Source organism: Mycobacterium sp. NGS67, from assembly GCF_059812185.1.
In genome coordinates this window covers 73,348-94,355 of sequence record NZ_JCALCF010000019.1, presented here as the reverse complement: position 1 = coordinate 94,355, position 21,008 = coordinate 73,348, and the positions used below count along the sequence as shown (strand labels likewise).

15 protein-coding genes and 1 tRNA gene are annotated in these 21,008 nt (G+C 66.7%); 6 read left to right on the top strand and 10 right to left on the bottom strand.

The annotated features are described in order from the left end of the window. Positions 1-19 precede the first annotated feature (19 nt). The 6 genes from ettA to lipQ form a co-directional block, all read right to left on the bottom strand. The gene (gene ettA / locus AC5Y4D_RS18220) at positions 20-1,696 is read right to left on the bottom strand and encodes an energy-dependent translational throttle protein EttA (protein ID WP_499946839.1); all 1,677 of its coding nucleotides are present in this window, start codon (positions 1,694-1,696) and stop codon (positions 20-22) included. 79 nt (positions 1,697-1,775) lie between these two features. After that, positions 1,776-2,243, bottom strand: a complete 468-nt coding sequence (locus AC5Y4D_RS18215) for a single-stranded DNA-binding protein (RefSeq protein ID WP_499946838.1) — start codon at positions 2,241-2,243, stop codon at positions 1,776-1,778. Positions 2,244-2,399: 156 nt separating this feature from the next. After that, positions 2,400-4,760, bottom strand: coding sequence for a glycerol-3-phosphate 1-O-acyltransferase (locus AC5Y4D_RS18210; protein WP_499946837.1), 2,361 nt, complete (start codon positions 4,758-4,760; stop codon positions 2,400-2,402). 8 nt (positions 4,761-4,768) lie between these two features. Further along, entirely contained in the window at positions 4,769-6,625 is a 1,857-nt protein-coding gene (locus AC5Y4D_RS18205; protein WP_499946836.1) for an HAD-IB family hydrolase, read from the bottom strand. Further along, positions 6,622-8,076 carry a WS/DGAT/MGAT family O-acyltransferase gene (locus AC5Y4D_RS18200; protein ID WP_499946835.1) on the bottom strand — a complete coding sequence of 485 codons (1,455 nt, stop codon included), beginning with the start codon at positions 8,074-8,076 and terminating at the stop codon, positions 6,622-6,624. The genes AC5Y4D_RS18205 and AC5Y4D_RS18200 overlap by 4 nt, the downstream gene beginning before the upstream one ends. Before the next feature lie 170 nt (positions 8,077-8,246). Then, on the bottom strand, positions 8,247-9,500 hold the full coding sequence (gene lipQ, locus AC5Y4D_RS18195; RefSeq protein WP_499946834.1) for an esterase LipQ: 1,254 nt from the start codon (positions 9,498-9,500) through the stop codon (positions 8,247-8,249). Positions 9,501-9,687: 187 nt separating this feature from the next. Between lipQ and AC5Y4D_RS18190 the strand changes: the two genes are divergently transcribed. The 4 genes from AC5Y4D_RS18190 to AC5Y4D_RS18175 all read left to right on the top strand — a co-directional run bounded on the left by AC5Y4D_RS18190 (position 9,688) and on the right by AC5Y4D_RS18175 (position 12,220). Continuing rightward, positions 9,688-9,761 (top strand) — tRNA-Arg (locus AC5Y4D_RS18190). 246 nt (positions 9,762-10,007) lie between these two features. Then, the gene (locus AC5Y4D_RS18185) at positions 10,008-10,562 is read left to right on the top strand and encodes an ImmA/IrrE family metallo-endopeptidase (protein WP_499945604.1); all 555 of its coding nucleotides are present in this window, start codon (positions 10,008-10,010) and stop codon (positions 10,560-10,562) included. Continuing rightward, on the top strand, positions 10,562-11,596 hold the full coding sequence (locus AC5Y4D_RS18180; protein WP_499945605.1) for a hypothetical protein: 1,035 nt from the start codon (positions 10,562-10,564) through the stop codon (positions 11,594-11,596). Before AC5Y4D_RS18185 ends, AC5Y4D_RS18180 begins: the two co-directional genes overlap by 1 nt. A gap of 222 nt (positions 11,597-11,818) precedes the next feature. Next, positions 11,819-12,220 carry a hypothetical protein gene (locus tag AC5Y4D_RS18175; RefSeq protein ID WP_499945606.1) on the top strand — a complete coding sequence of 134 codons (402 nt, stop codon included), beginning with the start codon at positions 11,819-11,821 and terminating at the stop codon, positions 12,218-12,220. A 94-nt stretch (positions 12,221-12,314) separates the two neighbouring features. On the opposite strand, the gene AC5Y4D_RS18170 is transcribed toward AC5Y4D_RS18175, so the two are convergent. Further along, complete coding sequence (locus AC5Y4D_RS18170; RefSeq protein WP_499945607.1) at positions 12,315-13,487, bottom strand: Fic family protein; 1,173 nt, start codon at positions 13,485-13,487, stop codon at positions 12,315-12,317. Between the two features lie 188 nt (positions 13,488-13,675). Between AC5Y4D_RS18170 and AC5Y4D_RS18165 the strand changes: the two genes are divergently transcribed. Continuing rightward, positions 13,676-14,011: a hypothetical protein gene (locus AC5Y4D_RS18165; protein ID WP_499945608.1), complete on the top strand. Its 336-nt coding sequence runs from the start codon at positions 13,676-13,678 to the stop codon at positions 14,009-14,011. A 190-nt stretch (positions 14,012-14,201) separates the two neighbouring features. On the opposite strand, the gene AC5Y4D_RS18160 is transcribed toward AC5Y4D_RS18165, so the two are convergent. Further along, positions 14,202-14,540: a hypothetical protein gene (locus tag AC5Y4D_RS18160; protein ID WP_499945609.1), complete on the bottom strand. Its 339-nt coding sequence runs from the start codon at positions 14,538-14,540 to the stop codon at positions 14,202-14,204. A 79-nt stretch (positions 14,541-14,619) separates the two neighbouring features. On the opposite strand from AC5Y4D_RS18160, the gene AC5Y4D_RS18155 reads away from it, so the two are divergent. Beyond that, positions 14,620-18,291, top strand: coding sequence for a PE family protein (locus AC5Y4D_RS18155; protein ID WP_499945610.1), 3,672 nt, complete (start codon positions 14,620-14,622; stop codon positions 18,289-18,291). 4 nt (positions 18,292-18,295) lie between these two features. Here AC5Y4D_RS18155 and AC5Y4D_RS18150 read toward each other — a convergent pair whose 3' ends face one another. Together AC5Y4D_RS18150 and AC5Y4D_RS18145 are read right to left on the bottom strand one after the other, a co-directional pair. Continuing rightward, positions 18,296-19,465: a serine hydrolase domain-containing protein gene (locus AC5Y4D_RS18150; protein ID WP_499945611.1), complete on the bottom strand. Its 1,170-nt coding sequence runs from the start codon at positions 19,463-19,465 to the stop codon at positions 18,296-18,298. Continuing rightward, the gene (locus AC5Y4D_RS18145) at positions 19,462-20,937 is read right to left on the bottom strand and encodes a biotin carboxylase (protein WP_499945612.1); all 1,476 of its coding nucleotides are present in this window, start codon (positions 20,935-20,937) and stop codon (positions 19,462-19,464) included. Before AC5Y4D_RS18145 ends, AC5Y4D_RS18150 begins: the two co-directional genes overlap by 4 nt. Between the last annotated feature and the right edge of the window lie 71 nt (positions 20,938-21,008).

Here is a 21,008-nt window from a genome sequence, read left to right as displayed (position 1 = left end):
TGAGGTGGCAGAGCTGACACTAGTCCCGTGTCAGCTTGCGGTGGGTCACCCTGTGCGGACGCGCCGCCTCAGCACCCAGCCGCTCCACCTTGTTCTCCTCGTACGCGCCGAAGTTGCCCTCGAACCAGAACCACTTCGCCTCGTTGTCGGAGTCACCTTCCCAGGCCAGGATGTGCGTGCAGGTCCGGTCGAGGAACCAGCGGTCGTGGGAGATCACCACCGCACAACCCGGGAAATTCACCAGCGCGTTCTCCAGGGAACTCAGCGTCTCGACGTCCAGGTCGTTGGTCGGCTCGTCGAGCAGGATCAGGTTGCCGCCCTGTTTGAGCGTCAGCGCCAGATTCAGCCGGTTGCGTTCCCCACCGGACAGCACGCCTGCTGGTTTCTGCTGGTCGGGGCCCTTGAACCCGAACGCCGACACGTAGGCCCGCGACGGCACCTCACTCTGGCCGACCTCGATGTAATCCAGCCCGTCGGACACCACTTCCCACACCGTCTTCTTCGGGTCGATGCCGGCGCGGGTCTGGTCGACGTAGCTCAGCTTGACGGTCTCGCCGACCTTGACGGTGCCGCTGTCTGGTTCTTCCAGGCCCACGATGGTCTTGAACAGCGTGGTCTTGCCGACCCCGTTGGGGCCGATGACTCCGACGATGCCGTTGCGCGGCAGGGTGAAGGACAGATCCTTGATCAGCGTGCGGCCTTCGAAGCCCTTGTCGAGGTGATCGACCTCGACCACGACGGAGCCCAGCCGCGGCCCGACCGGGATCTGGATCTCCTCGAAGTCGAGCTTGCGGGTCTTCTCCGCCTCGGCGGCCATCTCCTCGTAGCGCTGCAGCCGCGCCTTGCTCTTGGCCTGGCGGGCTTTGGCGCCGGAGCGAACCCAGGCCAACTCCTCCTGCAGCCGCTTCTGCAGCTTGGCGTCCTTGCGGCCCTGCACCGCGATCCGCTCGGCCTTTTTCTCCAGGTAGGTCGAGTAATTGCCTTCGTAGGGGTAGGCCCGGCCGCGGTCGAGTTCCAGGATCCATTCGGCGACGTTGTCCAGGAAGTAACGGTCGTGGGTGACCGCCAGGATCGCCCCGGCGTAGCTGGCCAGGTGCTGCTCGAGCCACTGCACGCTTTCGGCGTCCAGATGGTTGGTCGGCTCGTCGAGCAGCAGCAGGTCGGGCTTGGACAACAGCAACTTGCACAGCGCGACGCGGCGACGCTCACCGCCGGACAGGTTGGTGACCGGTTCGTCCGGCGGCGGGCAGCGCAGCGCGTCCATGGCCTGTTCCAGCTGGGAGTCGAGATCCCAGGCGTCGGCGTGGTCCAGGTCCTCCTGCAGCCGGCCCATCTCCTCCATCAACTCGTCGGAGTAGTCGGTGGCCATCAGCTCGGCGACCTCGTTGAAGCGGTCGAGCTTGACCTTGATCTCGCCCAGCCCCTCTTCGACGTTGCCGCGGACGGTCTTGTCCTCGTTCAGCGGCGGCTCCTGCAACAGGATGCCGACGGTCGCGTTGTTGGCCAGGAAGGCGTCACCGTTGTTCGGCTTGTCCAATCCGGCCATGATCCGCAAGACGCTCGACTTTCCGGCCCCGTTGGGGCCGACGACGCCGATCTTGGCGCCGGGGTAAAAGCTCAACGTGACGTCGTCGAGGATGACCTTGTCGCCGTGCGCCTTGCGGACCTTCTTCATCGTGTAGATGAACTCAGCCATGCCGCGGTGTTGCCTTTCTGGTCTGCAGGAAGTTCTCCGTGAAATATCCGCGGACCATCCTATGCACCGCGAGCGAACGCTAGGCCGACAGTGGCAACGGAGTGCGCCCGGCCTCGACGTCGGCCGGCGGCTCCGCGTTCTCGGTTTCCGCGACGACTTCGGTCGGAGCCTCGGTTGGCGCCGGACCGGTGTAACTCGGCCTCTCGATGCGCACGATCGAGCGCGCCAGATCCGGGCCCACCGCCGTCGCACGCATCTCGGTGGAGGAACGGCGGTTGCCCTCTTTGTCCTCGTACTCGCTGGTGTAGAGGTGACCGACCACGATCACCGGGGCGCCCTTGGCCAGCGCGGCACCGACACCGGTGACCAGCCGGCCCCAGCAGTTGACGGTGACGAACAGCGAGTTCCCCGGTTCCCACGCGCCGTCGGCGGTCCGTCGGCGCGAATTGCTCGCCACCCGGAACTTGATGAACTCCTCGTTGCCTGCTCGCCGGCGGACCGGCTCGTTGACGATGTGACCGACGATGGTCAGCGTTGTCTCGAACATTGCTCGACATCCCTTCATGTGCATTCCGTGTTCTGGCGACTGGTTGGCCGCATCCGTGCTGAAGACCATTCAGCTCGCTGCCACCGACGAAATCGCGCCGACGGGCACGGGGACTGCGTCAGGCTGTGGAGAAAGTCGCGACTGTGGACAACTTCGCTAGGCGGTGTCTCGCTGCGCTGCCAGCCGCTGCTGCCGGGCCTTGACTTCCCGCTCGACGAACCGGGCGCGAGCGATCTGCCCGACGTAGCTGAAGTCCCGAAGGATGTTGCGCAATTCGCGCCGGAACGCTTCGCGCCGTTCTGTCAGGTTTGGCCCGCGCGCGATCAGACCCTGGTCGGCGACGACTTGGCGGGCCGTGGCGAACAACAGCGTCGACACCGACTCGCTGCTGCGCACCCGTCCCTGCGCCACATACTGCCGACCCACTCCCAGCGCCAGGTCCGTCAGTTCCTGCGCGCCGATGTCGGCCGGGGCATCGCGCAAGACGTCGGCGACGATCTCGTAGGCCTCGAAGAACACCCGCAGCATCGCGTCCGACATCAGCGGCCGCTTGGCATAGAGGATCTTCTCGATCTTCTCACCGCCCGCCGCGACGTGCGCCTCCCAATCCTGGTGCCAGGCAAGCTCTTCGGCGATGTTGTCGCGGAAGGCAGCCGAATCGGCGAAATAGAAATCGAACTTCAACAGGTCGCGCAACCGCATCGCCTGCGCCCAAAACGCCTCCACCCGATCGCCGTCGGCGTGCCGGGCGTGCGCAAGCGCCAGTTCGACGATCGAAGTCTCCAGGAAAGCGTGGATCACCGAGTTGCGGTAGAAAGCGCCAGCGTGCTCGTCCTCGGGTGCGATGTACCACACCGGTTCCCGGCCGCTGTCGATGCGAGTCACCGGGTGCCGGTTGGACAACGCGTCGACGGCGGCGCGCACACCGTCGCGCGAACGCAGCCGCAGCGCACTGGTGGAGACCGGCGTCTGCTTGCGGTCCAGGTAGTCCAGCGAGTCCTGCAAGGTGTGGTGCAACTGATCCAGCGTGAGCGCCAAACCCCGGGTGGTCAGCAGCAAGGCCGACACCAGGCCGGTCGCGGTCACCGGAGTGGACTGCAAGATCCGCCAGGCCACCTCAAACGACATCTTCTGCAGCGCAAGACGTTTGGCGGACTCGTCATGGGCCATCGGGCCGTGCGGCTCACCGAGATACTGCCGCATCGACACCGCTTCGGGGAAGCGGACGTAGATCTTGCCGTAGTTGCGCTCGCCCTGCGCCTTGATGAAGTTGTACAGCCAGCTGAAACCTTCGGGCGTCTTCTCCGCGCCCTGGGCGTAGGCCGCGTATTCGGCGATCTCGTGAAGTTGATCGAAACAGATCGAGACGCCTTGCAACAAGATGTCGTCGCTGCGTCCATCCAGGTAGGCATCGGCCACATAACTCATCAGACCGAGCTTGGGCGGCAACATCTTTCCGGTGCGGGAGCGGGTGCCCTCGATGGACCAGCTGAGGTTGAACCGTTTCTCGACGATGTAGCCCACGTACTCCTTGAGTACATACTTGTAGAGCTTGTTGTCGCCGATGTTGCGCCGGATGAAGATCGTGCCCGAGCGGCGCATCAACGGCCCCATCACACCGAAGGACAGGTTGATGCCACCGAACATGTGGACCGGAGGTAATCGGTTGTCCTGCATCGCCACCGGCACCACCGCGCCGTCGATATAGGACCGGTGCGAGAACAACAGCACCGCCGGATGGGCTTCCAGCGCGGCACGCATGGCCGCGACCTGGTACTCGTCGTAGTCGAACTCGGGGTCGAATCCTCGACTGAGCAACCGGCCCAGCACCGAGATCACGTCTACCGATGCCTGGCTCCATCCGGTCGCCAGTTCGTCGAGCATCTGGCCGGCTTCCTCGACGGTAGCGCCGGGGATCGCCTCGAGTCCGGCGCGAAAGCGCGCTGACGCCAACATTTCCGGCTTCACCAGCCGAGGCGACTTGTATTGCGGTCCCAGAATCCGGTATTCGGCGCGGGCCAGTGCCAAGACCGCGCGGCGGGCGACGAACTGCGCGAATCCTTCGGGGCTCTCGGCGACGGTGGTTTCGTGCCACTGCTCGCGAAGTTCGGACACCCTGGCCGATTCGCCGGCCACCACTCGCGCGCGCCACGGCTCGGTCCGCAAGATGCGTCGCTGCTGACGTTGGTTGGGATGGTAGGGATCTCGGCCTGGCAGCAGTGCCGTTACCTTGGCAATCCGGCCGCGGTCGGCGGCCGGCAACCAGAACACCCGCACCGGCACGATCGACCGGTCATCCCCGGATTCGAGCTTTTCCACCAGTGCGCCCAATGCCGACGGCTGAGCGTTGTCCGGCGGCAACTGCAGCACGTCGAAGTCGGTCTCCGGACAGCGGTCCCGCTGCTGGCCCAGCCAGTCCATGACCAGTTGCGTCTCGACCGGCGTATCCATCGATGCGAGCACCAATGCGTCTTCGGCGGTCAGGACTGCGCTGGTGTCGGCGGCCGGTTTGGTCACGGCAGTCCTCAGATGGAATCCGACGAGTCGACGGCGTCAGCCTGACCGGAGTCCGACTGTTGTGTCGCAACACCTTTGAGGTCGACTGTGGATTCGTGCACGGTGATATCGGGTGTTGCTCTCGGAACCGGTGCGCGTTTGGCAGGTGCCTTTTTTGCGGAGGCCTTCTTCGGCGAGGCCTTCTTGGCGGCACCCTTTTTCACCGCGGCCTTTTCCGCCGAAGCCTTCTCGGCGGGGGCCTTCTTCGCCGGCGCTTTCTTGGCCGGTGCTTTTTTGGCCGGAGCCTTCTTGGCGGGAGCTTTCTTGGCGGGAGCCTTCTTCGCCGCCTTCTTGACCGCAGGCGGCGCAGCCTTCTTCGTCGGCTTGCTGTACAAGTCGGGTACGGGCAACTCGTCGACCGGCCAGTCCGCCAGCGTGTCGAGGTAAAGCTGCCGGATTTCGGCGATTCGGTCGGGCAGCGTGTCCAGAGTCCAGTCGTCGACCGGGATCGGCGGAAAGACCGCGACGTCGACCTTGCCTGGATTGATCACCGAGGAGTTTCGCGACGCGACGAACTCCGCATTGCGAATGACGATGGGGACGATCGGAATCCCCACCTTCATCGCGATGCGGAACGGTCCCTTCTTGAAGGGTCCGACCTCGGTGGTGTCCAGTCGGGTGCCCTCGGGCGCCATCAGGATCGAGAGTCCGTTCCTGGCACGGTCTTCCACCGTCTGCAATGTCTCAATCGCCGCGGCGGAGTCGTCGCGGTCGATGAAGACTCCGTCCAGCAGCTTGCCCAACGGCCCCATGATCGGGTCTTTTTCGAGTTCCTTCTTGGCCACCGCGACCCAGTTGTCGCGGATCAGCGCGCCGGAGATGATCGGGTCAACCTGGTTGCGGTGATTGAAGATAAAGACTGCGGGACGTTGGGCGGTGAGGTTCTCTCTACCGATCACATTGACGTGCACTCCGGTGGCCGTGAGGACCGCCTGGGAGAAGTTGGAGGTGAAGAAGTTGACGCCTCGCCGTCGGTTCCGGGTCAGCAGACCCAACCCGAAGGCACCCGCGGCGACGGGAACCATTGAACCGAAGCCGGCGAGCGTGCGGATTTGCCGCCGCAGACCCACACCTCCGCGACTGTCGAATTTCAGGATCGGCCACCCGCGGCGCTTGGCCACCGCGGCCATCTTGCCCTCGGGGTTGGTGGGTCGCGGATTGCCGACCAGATACATCAGCGCGACGTCCTCGTCACCGTCGGCGTAGAAGTAACTGTCCTTCAGATCGATATCGTGCTCAGCGGCAAAGCGTTGCACCGCAGCGGCTTTGCCCGGCCCCCACAGGATCGGCTTGATCACCCCGCCGGTGAGCAACCCGTCGTCGTTGGTCTCGAACTTGTTGGTCAGCGTGTTGGTGATGCCCAGGAAGCGCGCGACCGGATTGACCTGGATGGTCAGCGCCGACGAACTCAGCACCACGGTGTGGCCGCGGGTCACGTGGGCGCGAACCAACTCCCGCATTTCCGGGTAGATCCGGGACTCGATGCGCTGGTTGAACAGACGCTCGCCGACTTCGTCCAGATCCGTCAGCAGCCGTCCGGCCAGCGCCATGGAGGCCCGGCTGATCAGCTCCTCGAACTCGATGCGACCCAGGCTGTGGTTCAACGCCCCCTGCACCATGCTCAGCAGCTCGCCCACGCCCATGTCGCGGCGACGCAACCGCTCCTGAGTGAGGATGACGGCCGTGAACCCGGCCACCAACGTGCCGTCGAGGTCGAAGAACGCGCCGACTTTCGGCCCGGATGGGCTGGCCATGATCTCGGCCACCGATCCGGGCAGCCGCAGATCCTTGGAACGGCCCTCGTCCTTCTCGTCCGCGGCGCTCACGACGACACCGCCTGCTGCGCTTCGAACGACGCGGCGACCGCGTGCGGGGCCGGATCACCGGCCAGCGCAAGGATTTCGTCGAATGCCTCGAGCAGGCACTGAGCGAACAGGTCGTCTTTTTGCACGGAGGCCCGGTCGTAGCGCACGGTGATGGTGCACCAGCCGCCCCGCGAGATCAGTACCACCATCATCGCCACGCCGGGCAGTGGTCCAATGCCGTACTGCCGCAACACTTTCGCGCCGGCGATGTAGGTATCGCCGGGATAGACGGGCACATTGCTGGCCTGTACGTCCGATCCGATCACCGAGCCGGTGATACCTTCCAGCACCGCGGTGGGCAGCACGCTGAGCACCGGCGCGATGGATCCCACGATGTTCATCGCAGGTTCGTCACGACGCTGGGTCATCTGCGCGCGGATCTTCTTGACCCGGGCCACCGGGTCGGCGGTGCCCACCGGCGCCGCGAGATTGACGCCGGTGAAGTTGTTGCCGCCGGCAGCGTCGCCGGCGGCCCGCAGGTTCACCGGCACCGCCATCGGCAACGTACTGACCGGCACCCCGAGCGCTTCGTGGTAACGCCCCAGTGCGCCACACAGACCCGCCAGATAGGCGTCGTTGATGGAACCGCCGGCGGCCTTCGCGGCTTTGTGCAGGTCGGCAAGCCGGATGTCGATGGACTCGGTGCGGGTGGTCAGGCTGCGCCGGCGCAGCAACGGCGACGGTTCGGCGGCGCGGTTCAACACTCGCGCCCCCGACACCGCGTAGCCCACCACCCCCGACACCGTCGACAACGGATCCATGACCGCTCGACCGGCCGCCGAAACCGCGCCGGACAACGCGCCCAGCGCACCGCCGACGATCGCAATGGGCAGGTGGTTAATCCCTTGGCGCATCAGGTCGTTCGGGGACAGGTCCTCCGGCACCGGTTGCGGTGGCATCGGCCGTGGCGGCGGGTCGCGCTCCAAGTCGTAGATCTCGGCGAACATCTCGACGCTGCCGACACCGTCGGTGACCGCATGGCTCAGGTGCAGCAGGGTCGCCGCGGTGCCGTCGGCCAGACCCTCGACCAGGGTGGCCGTCCACAGCGGACGCGAGATGTCCAGCGGCGATTGCAGCATCACCTCGGCGAGGTCCAGGATTTCGCGCAGTGTCCCGGGTTGGGAGACCCGAACCCGGCGCACATGGAAGTCCAGGTTGAAGTCGGGGTCGACGACCCAGCGCGGCGCAGCCGTCGGCAACGTCGGCACAACGACCTTCTGCCGCAGACGCAACACCTTTCGGGAGGCGTTCTCGAAACGGGACCTGAATCGGTCCCAGTCCGGCGTGCTGTCCAGCAGCTCCAGCGCCATGATGCCCGACCGGGTTCGCGGGTTCGCCTCCCCACGGTGCATCAGATAGTCGACGGGCCCGAGCTCCTCGGACAACCCGACCGCGCCGGCGGATTCAGTCATGGTCACGATCCCCCGCGAGCCGGAATTCTCGACACCTCACCGCTGATCGAACCTCCTGCTATCACCCGCCACCGACGCCAACACAACGCTAGTCCGGTTGACGCGGCGGTGAAAGTGAGGTTGCACGCGCGCAAGGCGGCCGGAAGCAGTGAACTGCGAAGTCCGAGGGGTCAGCTGGCCGAATTCGCCGACAACGCCAGCGAATCCAGCAGCGAGCTCTCCCGTCGCCCATAGACGACGCCGAGGAAATCGGCGACGGCGTTGGCAGCCAGCCGGGAGCGGACCGTCGGGGTGATGTCGAATGCGTGGTGGGCGTTGCTCAGCTCGGCGTAGGACACCGTGGCCGCGCCGGCCTGACGCAACGCCGCGCAGAACGCACGTGCCTGACCACTGGGGACCAGCTCGTCCTTGTCACCGTGCATGACGAAGAACGGCGGGGCTTCGCTGTGGACGTAGGAGATCGGCGAAGCCGCCGCGAACCGTTCCGGCTCGTCGGCGAAGCGGGCCTTCATCACGAACTGTTCGAGGAACGGCAGCATCAGGTCGTGCATGTTGTCGAAGTCGGTGAAGTCGTAGACGCCGTAGTAGGGCGCCACCGCCTGAACGGTGGTGTCGGCGCGCTCGAAGCCGGGCTGAAACGTCGGGTCGTTGGGGGTGAGTGCGGCCAGCGAAGCCAGGTGCCCCCCGGCCGAGCCGCCGGTGATCGCGATGAAGTCCGAGTCGCCGCCGTAGTCGCCGATGTTCTCGCGTACCCAGGCGATCGCTCGCTTGACGTCGACGATGTGCGCCGGGAATTTGGCGCGCGGGCTCTTGCTGTAGTTGATCGAGACGCAGATCCAGCCGAGTTCGACCATCCGGCTCATCAGGGTGTAGGCCTGCGGCCGCTTGCCGTTGACGCTCCACGCCCCGCCGGGGACCTGGATCAACACCGGAGCCCGGTGGCCCGGCGCCAGGTCGGGACGACGCCAGATGTCGAGCAGATGCTCGGTACCGCCGGGTCCGTAGGAGATGTTGGAGGTCTTGGCCGCGTAACGGCGGTGGGGGCCGGGCCTGGGCAGCAAACCGCGACGCGACAACAGCGCCTGATTTGTGGTCGGGTGATACACCAGGTCGCGGAAGTCCGCTCCGAAGGAGTGCTCCAGCGCGGCGGTCAGTGCCTCGCCGGCGCGTTGCGCGGCCCACGCGGAACCAACCCGGTTGAACGAGGTCGGTGCAACCCGGGACAACGCGTGCCCGGTCACCACGTGAGGCGGAAATTCGGTGGCCAGCCAGCCGGCCACCCAGCCGACGGCGAATGGGGATCCGCGCAGTAACAGGGCACCGGCCCGGTAGGTGTCCTTAGCGCCAGCCGCCAGCTGCGCGCCCTGTCGCAACGCCTCGTTGCTCACCTGGGAGCACCGCGAAGTCACACTGGCCAAGCACATAACCAAGCCCACCCCTCGACGTCAGGCACACGCCTCGTTGCGGTTAACGACCGATTACCGGCCGATGTTGTACGTGTGTCGAGGCTCACACCATAACCGATTCCTAGCTGCTTTAAACATCTTTCGGGGAGGTTGTGTCGCCTGTGCCGCTTGCTTTTTCGCGATTCGATAGACTGACCTGCGCATTGCCTCCGTAGCTCAGGTGGATAGAGCAAGGGCCTTCTAATCCCTAGGTCGCACGTTCGAGTCGTGCCGGGGGCGCAGGGGAAGACAAGTACGAATATGAAACTGCGCCCTACCGTATGAGGCTGATGCGGGAACCGTCGTCAAGCGGCCGCTTCCGAACTCCCGCACATGTCAGCGCCTCGCCGTAAGCTGAGGTCGTCATGATGGGCGGCCTGGCGCGCTAGTCTCCGCAGTACCGATAACCCAATACCCCGGACACCCCGTCCAAGAGCCGGCGCAGGTGCGATGCAACTCGTACTAAGAGACGCCTATCAATGCGGGATGATTGCGGTGGAGGTAGACGCGATGAGCGTGATGAGTGAGGGTGCAGTAGAGGCGCCGCGATCGAGGCTGTCGTACTCGGCGATCGCGACGTACGCCGAGCAGATCGCACATGAACACAAAGTCATCAACGAACATGGCTATGTCGATGTGCATGCACTGCTCAAGAAGCTTGGTGGTGAGATCGAGGTCGACAACCGCGCAGAATCGCTCGAAGTGCGGGAGCCAGGCGACTTCACCGTAATCATCCCTACGCACACCTCGCGGCTGCGTGACAGGTTCACGATTGCCCATGAGCTCGGGCACTACTTCCTGCACTACCGAGCCCCCAAAAGTCATCGCATCGGTGAGCGGACATCCATGTTCGCCCGGCTAGGCCGCAACGTCGCCGAGACTCAGGCAAACGTGTTTGCATCGAACCTCCTGATGCCTGCGAACCACTTCAAGGATGTGTTCGTCCGGCAGGACTGCAACCTGGTGACCGTCGCTGAGCACTTCGGGGTGTCAGTCCCGGCGGCGAAGGTCCGCGCCGAGTATCTCGGCCTTCTCACCTGATGGCGGCTGGCCTCAATCAAGACGGATCCATACTTTTCCTCTCCTGCGATCTGCAGAACTCGACCCAGTTCAAGCAGAAGAGCGAGGGCGGATGGATTGCGACCTTCCTCGCCTTCTACAGCGAATTCCCCTCGCTACTGGCAAACAAGATCAACGAGTCATATCCGGTTCTGAGGGACCGTCTCTCGCTGTGGAAGGCCATTGGCGACGAGTTGATCTTCTCGTTCAGGATCCAATCAGAGCAAGAGTGCAGCGACGCCATCGACGCGTGGACAGCCACGATGCTCGAGTTCGAGATCCAACACTTGCTGGGGAAGACACCAATGACGCTTAAGGGCGGCGCGTTCTTAGCGACCGTCCCTGCACCAGACCGCCGGGTTGCGATCCCCCGCACCATCCAGACCTCCGACGAAGGATCGCAGATCGACGCGGAGGAGACGAACGAAGCAACGCTCAACAGCGCCGATACAACTGGGAACTTCGCGATCAACTTCGCAACGGACTTCGTCGGTCCGAGCATCGACACTGGATTCCGCGTCCTCAAGTTCGCGGCGCGTAGCTACTTCGTGCTGACCGTCGAGGTCGCTCACCTGCTGTTCAAGCACTACAACGATGACAAGACCCAGCGCGGCCGTGCGGCATATCTCCTCGGAACGCACTCTCTCAAGGGTGTCTGGGGCGGTAGGCCGTACCCGGTGTTCGCGATCGCGCGGTCATTGGAGGCGGCCACTCCTGAGCAACTGCTGGCCAAAGCATTTGGGGACGGCGACAACCCCGGCCTAGTCACCGATGAGTACCCGCACCGCACACCCAGTGAGGTGCTTGCGGCTATCGAGGCATACCGCAGCGCTGATGCATGGCAGGGCGCGATTCATGCCCCGGACGCGCATGAGCCGGACTTCAGGGAGCATGAAGCAGTCATCGCCGTTCGGCATTACCTCGACAACCTCAACGACACGTCCGAAGATCCTCTCGATAGTGCGGAGGATCGGGGCGAGGAGGATGCGGTCGGCGACGACCTACCTCGCGACTGAGGACCACCACGAACTTCGTCTGGCCCACTGCCGCGGCGGTGCTGCCGGTATGGCATCTGGCCAGACGAGTCGCGCCACGCCGATCAGATCGCATCAACACACCGGGACGCCAGCGCTATGATCCGCGCATTTCCCCTTCCCGGGGCGCGAAGGAGGTATCTTGCAGACACTTTGTTGTCCGTTTGCCAGCTACCTCGGCACGGTCTTGGTAAGTTCTGGTACGTGCGTATCATTTCAGTCGTCCAGGCCGGCGTCGTCGTGGCCGGCGGTCTCATCGCGTGCTTCGGCGCGCCAATCGCCCATGCCGACTGCCAGACCGGGGCAATCAGGCCTGACTCGGGCGGGACCTATTCGATGTGCACTGCCGGCCAGTGGACACATGTCGACCGGCAACTGTGCGTGGACTATCCGCAGTCGCAGTACTGCGCGGCGACGACTACGCCCACTACGTCGACGTCTGCCAGCACCACCCCCGCTACGCCGACGCCGACTGGTGCGCCTCCGCCTGGCGGTATCGACTTGCCCAACCCTCCTAATGTGAACGCGCCCAACGTCGGTTGCACGTGGGTAAACGGCTACACGAAGAAGAACGGGACTCACGTCAGCGGCTATTGGCGCTGCTGACGGACTCGTCCACGGCGGCAGCCGACGGACACCGAGTTTTTCGAATGCCCTTCGTGTCGCCCGGCGGTCAACTACCGCCCGCGAAAACCGCGCGTCAGCCGCGCCGGCCGGCGCGGTCGGCGAAAGCGTCGAGCGCCGCGAGCACTTCCGGCGACCGCCACACTCGGTTGCGGGGTCCGTTTGTCGTCTCGACGAGGATTCCCGCCTGGGTGAGCGGGTTGAGATAGCGGTGAGCATTGGTGGAGTCGATGCCCAACTCTTGTGCCAGCAGCACAGCGTTCACCACCGGTCGGCGGATCAACAAATCGGCGACTTTCCACACCGCCGAGTCGGACCGCGCGGTGATCACGTCGTTCCACGACTGCCGGATACTGCGAAGTTCCGCGACCAGTTGTCGTGCGTTGGCGATAGCTAGAAGGGTCGCCTTCGAGAAGCGTCTGACAATCGGCGCGGCGTCACCAGCTCGATAGCTCGTCAAAGCGGCGAAGTATGCGTCCGTGTCGGCCAACAGCCCAGCTGAAATCGGCGCCGTCACCTGGCGGGCGAGGCCCTTGTTGCGCAGCATGGCCTGTACCAAAGCCCGGCCCGTACGTCCATTCCCATCGGTGAAGGGGTGAATGGTCTCGAACTGGGCATGACTGACGGCGATCTGGGGCAACGTCGGCACGTCGGCCCGCTGCGCGAAGGCGATCAAGTCGCTGATCGCGTCGGGGATCTTCTGGTAAGACGGGCCGACGAAGGTCGCGCCGATGGGAGTCGAGCCGCCGCCGATCCACACCGGCTCGGTGCGAAACTTTCCCGGCGTGTGGCGCGGCTCGTCAACCATCAACGCGCGATGCGTCGCCAGGATCGCGTCGGCGTCGATGTTGTCGGAGAGGGCGACCGCCGCTTGCATCGCTGCGGTGTTGGCGACGATTATCCCGGCGTTGCGCTTTGTTTTCGCGCCGGATAGTTCGGCCTCGGCGATAGCCCGCGCTGATGCGGTCAAGTTTTCGATCTGCGAGCTGGCGGCGGACTCCGACCGCAGCAGAACGGCGGCAAATGGCGCGATTTCACTTCCGAATTCGGCATCGAATCGGGTGATTTCGCGGCCGGCGGACTCGGCGTCCGCCAGAACCGACGGAGGTAGGTCCAAGACCAGTTCGGCAATGCCAGCGGGCACAGCTGGGTGGTAGATGCCGAGTTTGGGCAGCACGGCGCTCGCGTACCGCCTCGTCTCCGGCGCCCACCGAACGTCCTCGTAACTGACGGGACGAAGTGAAGTCACCACTTCAAGTTAGCTTCAGTTAAATTCACAAGTGAAGTTAATGAGAATATTGACTTCAGCTATGTCGTGGCGAGCGAGGAACGTCGCGGCCCCCGCCGACAAACGAAATACTCAGGCTCTGCAAGAGTCGACGCGGTTTACCGCACCTCGTCAGCCGTACGGATCCCGAATACCGCATGATCTTCGGCATGAACGACAAATCGACTGAGCCGTTCGTGCAATTAGGTTCCTGGATCGCCGTAGCGGCCATGGTCGGGTTATTCCTGTACTGGCTACTCCAGGCGGGGGTCGCAGCGGTCGTGGCCAGTGAGAAGAATCGCAGTGGCGTCGGCTACTTCTTCGCGACCTTCTTCTTCCTAGGTCCACTCGGACTCGCCGTTGCCATGCTCGTCGAACCCGGGGAACCGCCAGAGGAGAACGACAGCGAAGACTACTTGACCGAAAGCGAGGATGAATCGTTCTCGTCAGAGCCATCCGGACGGGGCCCATGGTTCGTTCGAGGTCTGATCGGCAAGTGGGATTAATACCTACCGCGGGGCCGAGTTGCGTGCTGGTGCGCCGGTGCCGCAGTGACCGGCTCGCTGGTGCTGTTAACGAGGTATTGGCGCTGCTGACGGACTCGTCCCACGGCGGCAGCCGAAGGACACCGAGTTTTCGAATGCCGTCGGCCCGGGGGTGCTCTCGCCGCAACATATTTGAGACGTGCCCCGAGGGTTAAGTCACGCCAAGAGCACCGCTAGCGCCACTCCTGTTGACCATTGTCGCCAGAATGCCGCGCGAGTTTGCTGTGACCCGCCTTGTCTCGTCCCCACCCGTGCCGGACGCGTGCAATCGCAGCGCGTTGCCGGGGCAGCGCCTGGTGCGGCCGAGGATCACCTCCGACAACGGCTTTAGCAGCACCTTTGTCCCGCTCAGTGCCCAACTCGAATAGTCGCGCGCGTCAATACTCCGGCGCATCGAATCGACGTGAACGCCCGGCGTCTCGGCGAACCAAACCCAGGTGAACTTCAGTGTGGCGTTTTTGCTCCAGCCGGTGGTGATGGTCGCTATCATCCCTGCATCGCTTCCGGTGAAGTGTGGGCTGGGGAGAGTCCGATGACTGCGGTGGGGCTGGCATGTCGAGGGAGCCGCAATGTCATCTGTTGTGATCGTGTCGCCGGAGGTGGCAATAGCCGCCGCGCAGAATCTGTCCGACATCGGCTCGGCGCTCCGGGCGGCCCATGCGGAGGCGGCGGGCGTGACGACCTCGGTGACAGCGGCCGCGCAGGACGAGGTGTCGGTAGCGATCGCATCGTTGTTCGGGGGTTATGCCGAGCAGTTTCAGGCACTCAACGCGCAGGCGGCGCTGTTTCATGCCGACTTTGTGCGGACGCTGAACTCGGGTGCCGCCAGCTACGCGGCCGCTGAAGCATTTTCGGCGGAGACGCTGGAGCAGACCATTCTCGACGTGATCAATGCCCCCACCAATTTGCTGCTGGGGCGTCCCCTGATCGGCGACGGCGCCAACGGCGCGCCCGGCACCGGCCAGCCCGGCGGTGCGGGCGGAATCCTGTGGGGCAACGGCGGCAACGGTGGTTCCGGCGGCGTCGGGCAGGCCGGCGGGGCTGGCGGTGAGGCCGGTCTCTGGGGCAACGGCGGATCTGGCGGGGCTGGTGGGGCGGCTGACGCCGCCGGCGCCGTTGGCGCAGCCGGTGGCAATGGCGGTGCGGGCGGCTGGTTGGGCGGTTTCGGCGGGCACGGTGGTGCCGGCGGTACCGGCGGGACGGGCACCGCGACCCAAAACGGCGGCACCGGCGGAGTCGGCGGGGCCGGCGGCCTGAACCGGGCGACGTCCTACAGCGGCGGGGCTGGCGGGATGGGTGGGACCGGCGGCGACGGTTGGTCCGGCGGCGCGGCCGGACCCGGATTGACCGGCGCCTCCGGGACCGGCGGCGGCAACGGCGGGGCTGGCGGTGCCGGCGGCGGCAACATCGGACTGTTGGGCACTGGCGGGGCCGGCGGACTCGGCGGCGCTGGTGGGGCGGGTGGCAGCGGCGCGACGGGCGGTTCCGGACTGGATTCGGTCACCCCTGGCGGACTAGGGGGCAACGGCGGCGCGGGTGGTAACGCAGGGGCGGGTGGCGCGGGCGGTTCGGGCGGAATATTCGGGATCGACGGCGCCACCGGCGCCACCGGCACCGGCGGTAATGGCGGCGCCGGCGGGCAGGGCGGTGCGGGATACGACGCGTCCGCGGTGGCGGGCGCTGCCGGCGGGCAAGGCGGTAAAGGCGGCACCGGCGGGATAGGCGGCGCTGGCGCCATCAACGGCGACGGCGGCAAAGGCGGCCAGGGCGGCGACGGCGGCGCCGGGTTCGACGCGAAGGGTCTGACCACGGGCGTCGACGGCAAAAACGGCGGACTAGGTGGTAACGGCGGGACCGGCGGGGCGGCCGGAAGCGGTGGCATCGGCGGCACCGACGGCCAAGGGGGTGCGGCCGGTGCGGGTGGTGCCGGTGGTGGCGGTGCGAGTAATGCAGCGTTTGGCGGCACCGGCGGTAATGGCGGCAATGGTGGCGACGGAGGTATCGGCGGTGCCGGTGGCGGAGTGGCCGGTGCCAAGGGTGTGGACGCAGTCGGCGGCAACGGTGGCAACGGCGGCCAAGGTGGCATCGGTACCACTGGCACCGAGACCTCGGACGGAGGTCAGGGTGGCCACGGCGGCTCGGGCGGCACCGGCGGTAAGGCCGGTGGCGACGGTGTGGCGGCCGGTGACGGCGGCGCAGGCGGCCAGGGCGGTAAGGGTGGCACTGGATTTAGCGCATCGGGAACGATCGGCGGCGTCGGCGAGAACGGCGGTAGAGGCGGCATGGGCGGGACCGGCGGGACCGGCGGGGCGGCCGGCAGCGGTGGCACCGGCGGCGCCGACGGCAAGGGCGGCGATGCCGGGGCCGGTGGTGTGGGTGGTCGCGGTGCCGAGGGTCGTGCCGGCTATCACGACGACATCGATCCCGAAATCGGCGGCAACGGCGGCCAGGGGGGTACCGGCGGGACCGGTGGCACCGGCGGCGCGGGCGGAGGACTGACCGGCGCCAAGGGCGCCGACGGCGCTGGGGGTAAGGGCGGCAACGGTGGCGACGGTGGCGCCGGCGTGAACGGCTTCCTCAACGACGGTGCCGGGAACGCCGGCCACGGCGGCGCCGGCGGGACCGGCGGGAACGCCGGCGGCGATCTAGCGGCGGCAGGCGACGGTGGCACCGGCGGCAGGGGCGGCAAGGGCGGCGCCGGGTCTGACTGGTCGCTCACTGATTTCGGCCGCAACGGTGGTGACGGCGGCATAGGCGGTAATGGCGGTACCGGCGGGGCGGCCGGCACTGGCGGCCTCGGCGGCGCCTTCGGTGATGGTGGAGACGGCGGAGCTGGTGGCGCCGGAGGCGGCGGCGCGTCTGGGCTCGACCCGTTGAGTCCCGCAAAAAGCAATGGTGGTTCCGGCGGTAACGGGGGCGCAGGTGGAGATGGCGGTGCCGCGCTTGGGAAAGGCGCCACGGCTGGTACCGGCGGTGCGGGCGGCGGCGGCGCTAACGGCGGTGTGGGCGGCAACTATAGCAACGTGTCCGGCAGCGGTGGTAACGGTGGAAACGGCGGCACCGGCGGCAACGGAGGCACCGCCACCGGAGGCGCAACCAACGGCGACGGCGGCAAGGGCGGCGCCGGTGGCGCGGCCGCCGGAGGCTTTGACGCGCAGTTGCTGACCACCGGCCAAGCCGGTGGTAATGGTGGTGCGGGCGGTCACGGCGGTACCGGCGGGTCGGCTGGCGGTGTCGGTGGCAACTACGGCGATGGTGGCAACGGTGGCGCGGGTGGCGTCGGAGGCGGTGGCGCCGCCGGTAAGACACCGGTCGCCTCCGATAACCCGGGAAACGGCGGTACCGGCGGTAACGGCGGCGACGGAGGCGCGGGCGGCGACGTTGGCGGTCCGGGCGCCAAGGCCGGTGCCGGCGCCCAGGGCGGCGCCGCCGGGGATGGCGGTGACGGCGCCTCTACCGTCAACGGACAACCCGGCGGCCAGGGGGGTAACGGCGGCCGCGGCGGGGCCGGCGGCAATGGCGGTGCCGCCCCGGCGGGTGGGACCAACGGTGACGGCGCGAAGGCCGGCGACGGCGGCGACGGCGGCAACGGGGGTAATGCCGCGCGCGGCCAGGGCAATCCCGACGATGGACCGGCTCACGGCGGTGGTGGCGGCGGTGGCGGCGCCGGCGGCAAGGGCGGTAGCGGCGGCGCCGGCCTAGGCGCCGCTGGCCCCGGCAACTCCGGCGGGTCGGGTGGCGTCGGCGGTAACGGTGGCACCGCGAACTTCGGCGGAGGGTTCTTCGACCTGACCACCGCAAACGGTGGGGACGGTGGGGGTGGCGGAACCGGCGCCACTACTACCACCGCAACCGGCGGCAAGGGCGGCGGCGGGGGCGGGGGCGGCGCCGGCGGTTTCGCAGCAGAAGGCGAGGCGGCCACCGGCGGTGGCGGCGGCGGAGGCGGTGCCGGGTCATCGAGCGGTGTCGCCGGCAGGGGCGGCGACGGCGGCGACGCCAGCGACGGGTTCACTGGTGGCGCCGGCGCTACAGGCGCGGGTGGTGTCGGCGGTGGAGGCGGAGGCGGCGCCTACGATGCCAATGGTTCGCCCGGCGCCGTGCCGGCAGGTGGCGCGGGCATCGCCCCTCTTGACAACAACGGGGGCAACGGCGGCACAGTCGGCGGGACCGGCGGCCAGGGCGGTTTCGGCACCTCATTCAGTCCGAACGACAACGGCAGCGACGGGCAGACCGCGCTCTAACCGGTCAGCCACCCAGCTCGCGCGCCACCGCATCGAACGCCCGCAGCGTGTCCAACAGCATCGGTTCCTCAGAGGACTCCGACTGGCTGGAAATCTTGGCGGCCACCACCTCTGCGGCGCGGTTGATGTAGATGACCTGACCGCACATGCCCAGACACAACACGACGTTGCTGCCCGGATAGGGGAACCACACCTGGTTGCGGTACATCCCGCCGGGCATCTCGTTGTCGTCGGGGCTGGCGGCGAACGCCTCCCGTGAGTCGGGCCCACCTTGCAGGGTGTCGGCGATCCACGCCGCCGGCACCACTTGCCGGCCGGTCAATGAGACGCCGTCGCGCAGGAACAGCGACCCGAACCGAATCATGTCGGTCAGACATGCGCTGATGCCGCCGTCGAACAATCCGGTGCCCTCGCTGTCGACGCCGATCGTGGCGTCGCACTGGGCCCCGATGCGGCTCCACAGCAGATCCGACATCAGCTCCGGCATCCGCTGGCCGGCTACGACCTCGCACATCCAGCCGAGGACGTCGGTTTCACAGGAGCGATATTGGAACGGCCCGCCGTGCGCTGACTTCTGCCGCAGGGTGAGCAGGAAATCCCGCAGCGTGGTGGGGCCGTCCGGCCCACTGCGGGGCGCCCACCCGAGGGCCTGGTCGAGCTGGTGTATCTCGGCCGTCGGGTGCAGGTAGTTGTCCGAGAAGGCGATACCTGAGCGCATATCCAGCAGATGACGCACGGTCGCCCCGGCGTAGCCGCAATCCCCCAGTGCGGGAACGTAATCCGTGACCGGCGAGTCGAGATCGATGGCCCCGGCGCCGTGCAACGCGCCCGCGACCGCTCCCACCAGCGACTTGCTCACCGAGAACAACAGGTGCCGGGTCTGTTGTCCCATGCCGCCCAGGTACTCCTCGGCCACCAACGAACCGCGGTGAGCGACGGCCCATCCGTCGGTGGCGGTGGTGGCCATCACGGTGCCGACCCGGGTGGCCACCCCGTCCGTCCGGTTCACCCGGACCTCGGCCAACCCCGCGTCGACCGCCGGTAACTCTGCGACCGGCCCGTCCCCGCGCGCGATCAAAGCAGTCGGCACGAAGTCTTCGACGTGCTGAAAAGACCACTGCGCGTAGGGCTCCGACAGCCAGTTGGCCAGTGAAATGCCGGCCGGGCGGCTCACGCTCGTGCTACGAGTCGAGAGACGATCGCTGCAGTCGGCGTCAGAGGTGTCGAGACGAACTTGGACTTGATGCCCTTCACCCAGCGCTGGCAACGCTCGGTCAGCTGGTAGTCGGGGGTCTGCAGGTGCCCGCGGGTGAACAGCACTCCGAGTTGGGCGCCCTCACAACGCAAGTCGCCGGGCGCCGCCACCCGCATGTAGAACGCCTCGGACCCGTCGAGCAGCGTGGCCCAATCGTTGGCGGGGCGCGCAAACGAGACGCGCCCGTCGTCGTCGATGCGCCACACACCGGTACGTGGCGTCGCGGTGAAGATCTCGAGATCCGGCGCGGTCTCGTTGATGATCAGCTGACTCCAGACCTCGTCTTCGCCGTAGCCGCGCTCCCAGCGCGAGTTGATCGCGTCGATGTCGAGCTCGTACTCCACGTCCATGTATTCGAGCAGGTGGAACAGGAACAGCGGCATGTCGGCGTAGGCCTCGGTGGTCAGGTTCGTCATCGGGCTCGCGCCGCTCAGGCGCGGGTTCACCTCGCCGAGGTAGAGCTCGTCGGAGTCCAGGTCATGCAGCAGGTCCACCTCGAAGTAGCCGCGGTAGCCCTCGCGGCCCAGGACATCGCCCAGCTTTCGCACCATTTCCCGCGCGGCGTGCGTCTGCGCGGGCGGCAGGACCTCGCGCCAGATGTCGTTGCCGCACCAGCCGCCCTTGGCCGGCGTCAGCTCCGGATACCCGACGAGACTCGTCATGGCCGGGCCGATCACGGTGCCGTGCCGCGTCACGGTGCCCTCGATGCACACCTCGACGTTGCGGATGCGCTTCATCACCTTGACTTCCTGACCGGCCAGGTCAGCGGCGTGATCGTCCCAGTCGCGCTGGCCGCGCACGAAGAACGTGCCCGACCCGGCGGCGCCGTAGGCGGCGTTGACGACGAGGTCGTCACCCAGACCCGCCTGCTGCGCCAGCGCCGACAGCTCCTCGTACGAACCGGCTCGCGCGATCACGTTCGGGACACTCCGGACGCCCGCCTCGTCGGCCAGGCGGGTCATGACGATCTTGGAGCCCAGCCGATGGCGCAACTCCACCGGAGCGTGCATGACTTCCAGCCCGGCCTGGCGCGCGAGGGCCTGTGTCTCCTCGTCCATCATCACGAAGCAGGCCTTGCCGCCGGGCCCCCTGCCGGCGATGAACTCGAGTGTCTCGGAATCACGCAGCAGGTGGTTGCACACATCCCCCATCGAGTCGAAGTCGATGCGGTCGCGCCGCCGCGGCACGAACACACGCGAGTGCACGCCCTCGAAGGAGTCAAAGTAGGTCAGGTAGAAGAAGTTTCGAACCCAGCGGTCGATCCCGAGCAGGTTGAAGGGGGTCGGCGAGATGAAGTACAGCGGCACGGTGTTGGTGTGGAAGAACGCACGTACGTCTGAGATGCCGTTCAACTTGCGGCGCGGTTCGGGCCCGCCTGCGTGGGCGGTCACGCCAGCCACGGTGACGTCGGGGGCAGGGGCCTAGCGGTGACCGCGGTGATCTCACATGCGTCCATGCCCAC

Coding starts and splice junctions, on each gene's coding strand:
- AC5Y4D_RS18215 (WP_499946838.1), bottom strand. CDS start 2,243: ATGTTCGAGACAACGCTGACCATCGTCGGTCACATCGTCAACGAGCCG.
- ettA (WP_499946839.1), bottom strand. CDS start 1,696: ATGGCTGAGTTCATCTACACGATGAAGAAGGTCCGCAAGGCGCACGGC.
- AC5Y4D_RS18160 (WP_499945609.1), bottom strand. CDS start 14,540: ATGATAGCGACCATCACCACCGGCTGGAGCAAAAACGCCACACTGAAG.
- AC5Y4D_RS18200 (WP_499946835.1), bottom strand. CDS start 8,076: ATGACTGAATCCGCCGGCGCGGTCGGGTTGTCCGAGGAGCTCGGGCCC.
- AC5Y4D_RS18180 (WP_499945605.1), top strand. CDS start 10,562: ATGGCGGCTGGCCTCAATCAAGACGGATCCATACTTTTCCTCTCCTGC.
- AC5Y4D_RS18185 (WP_499945604.1), top strand. CDS start 10,008: ATGATTGCGGTGGAGGTAGACGCGATGAGCGTGATGAGTGAGGGTGCA.
- AC5Y4D_RS18155 (WP_499945610.1), top strand. CDS start 14,620: ATGTCATCTGTTGTGATCGTGTCGCCGGAGGTGGCAATAGCCGCCGCG.
- lipQ (WP_499946834.1), bottom strand. CDS start 9,500: ATGTGCTTGGCCAGTGTGACTTCGCGGTGCTCCCAGGTGAGCAACGAG.
- AC5Y4D_RS18165 (WP_499945608.1), top strand. CDS start 13,676: ATGAACGACAAATCGACTGAGCCGTTCGTGCAATTAGGTTCCTGGATC.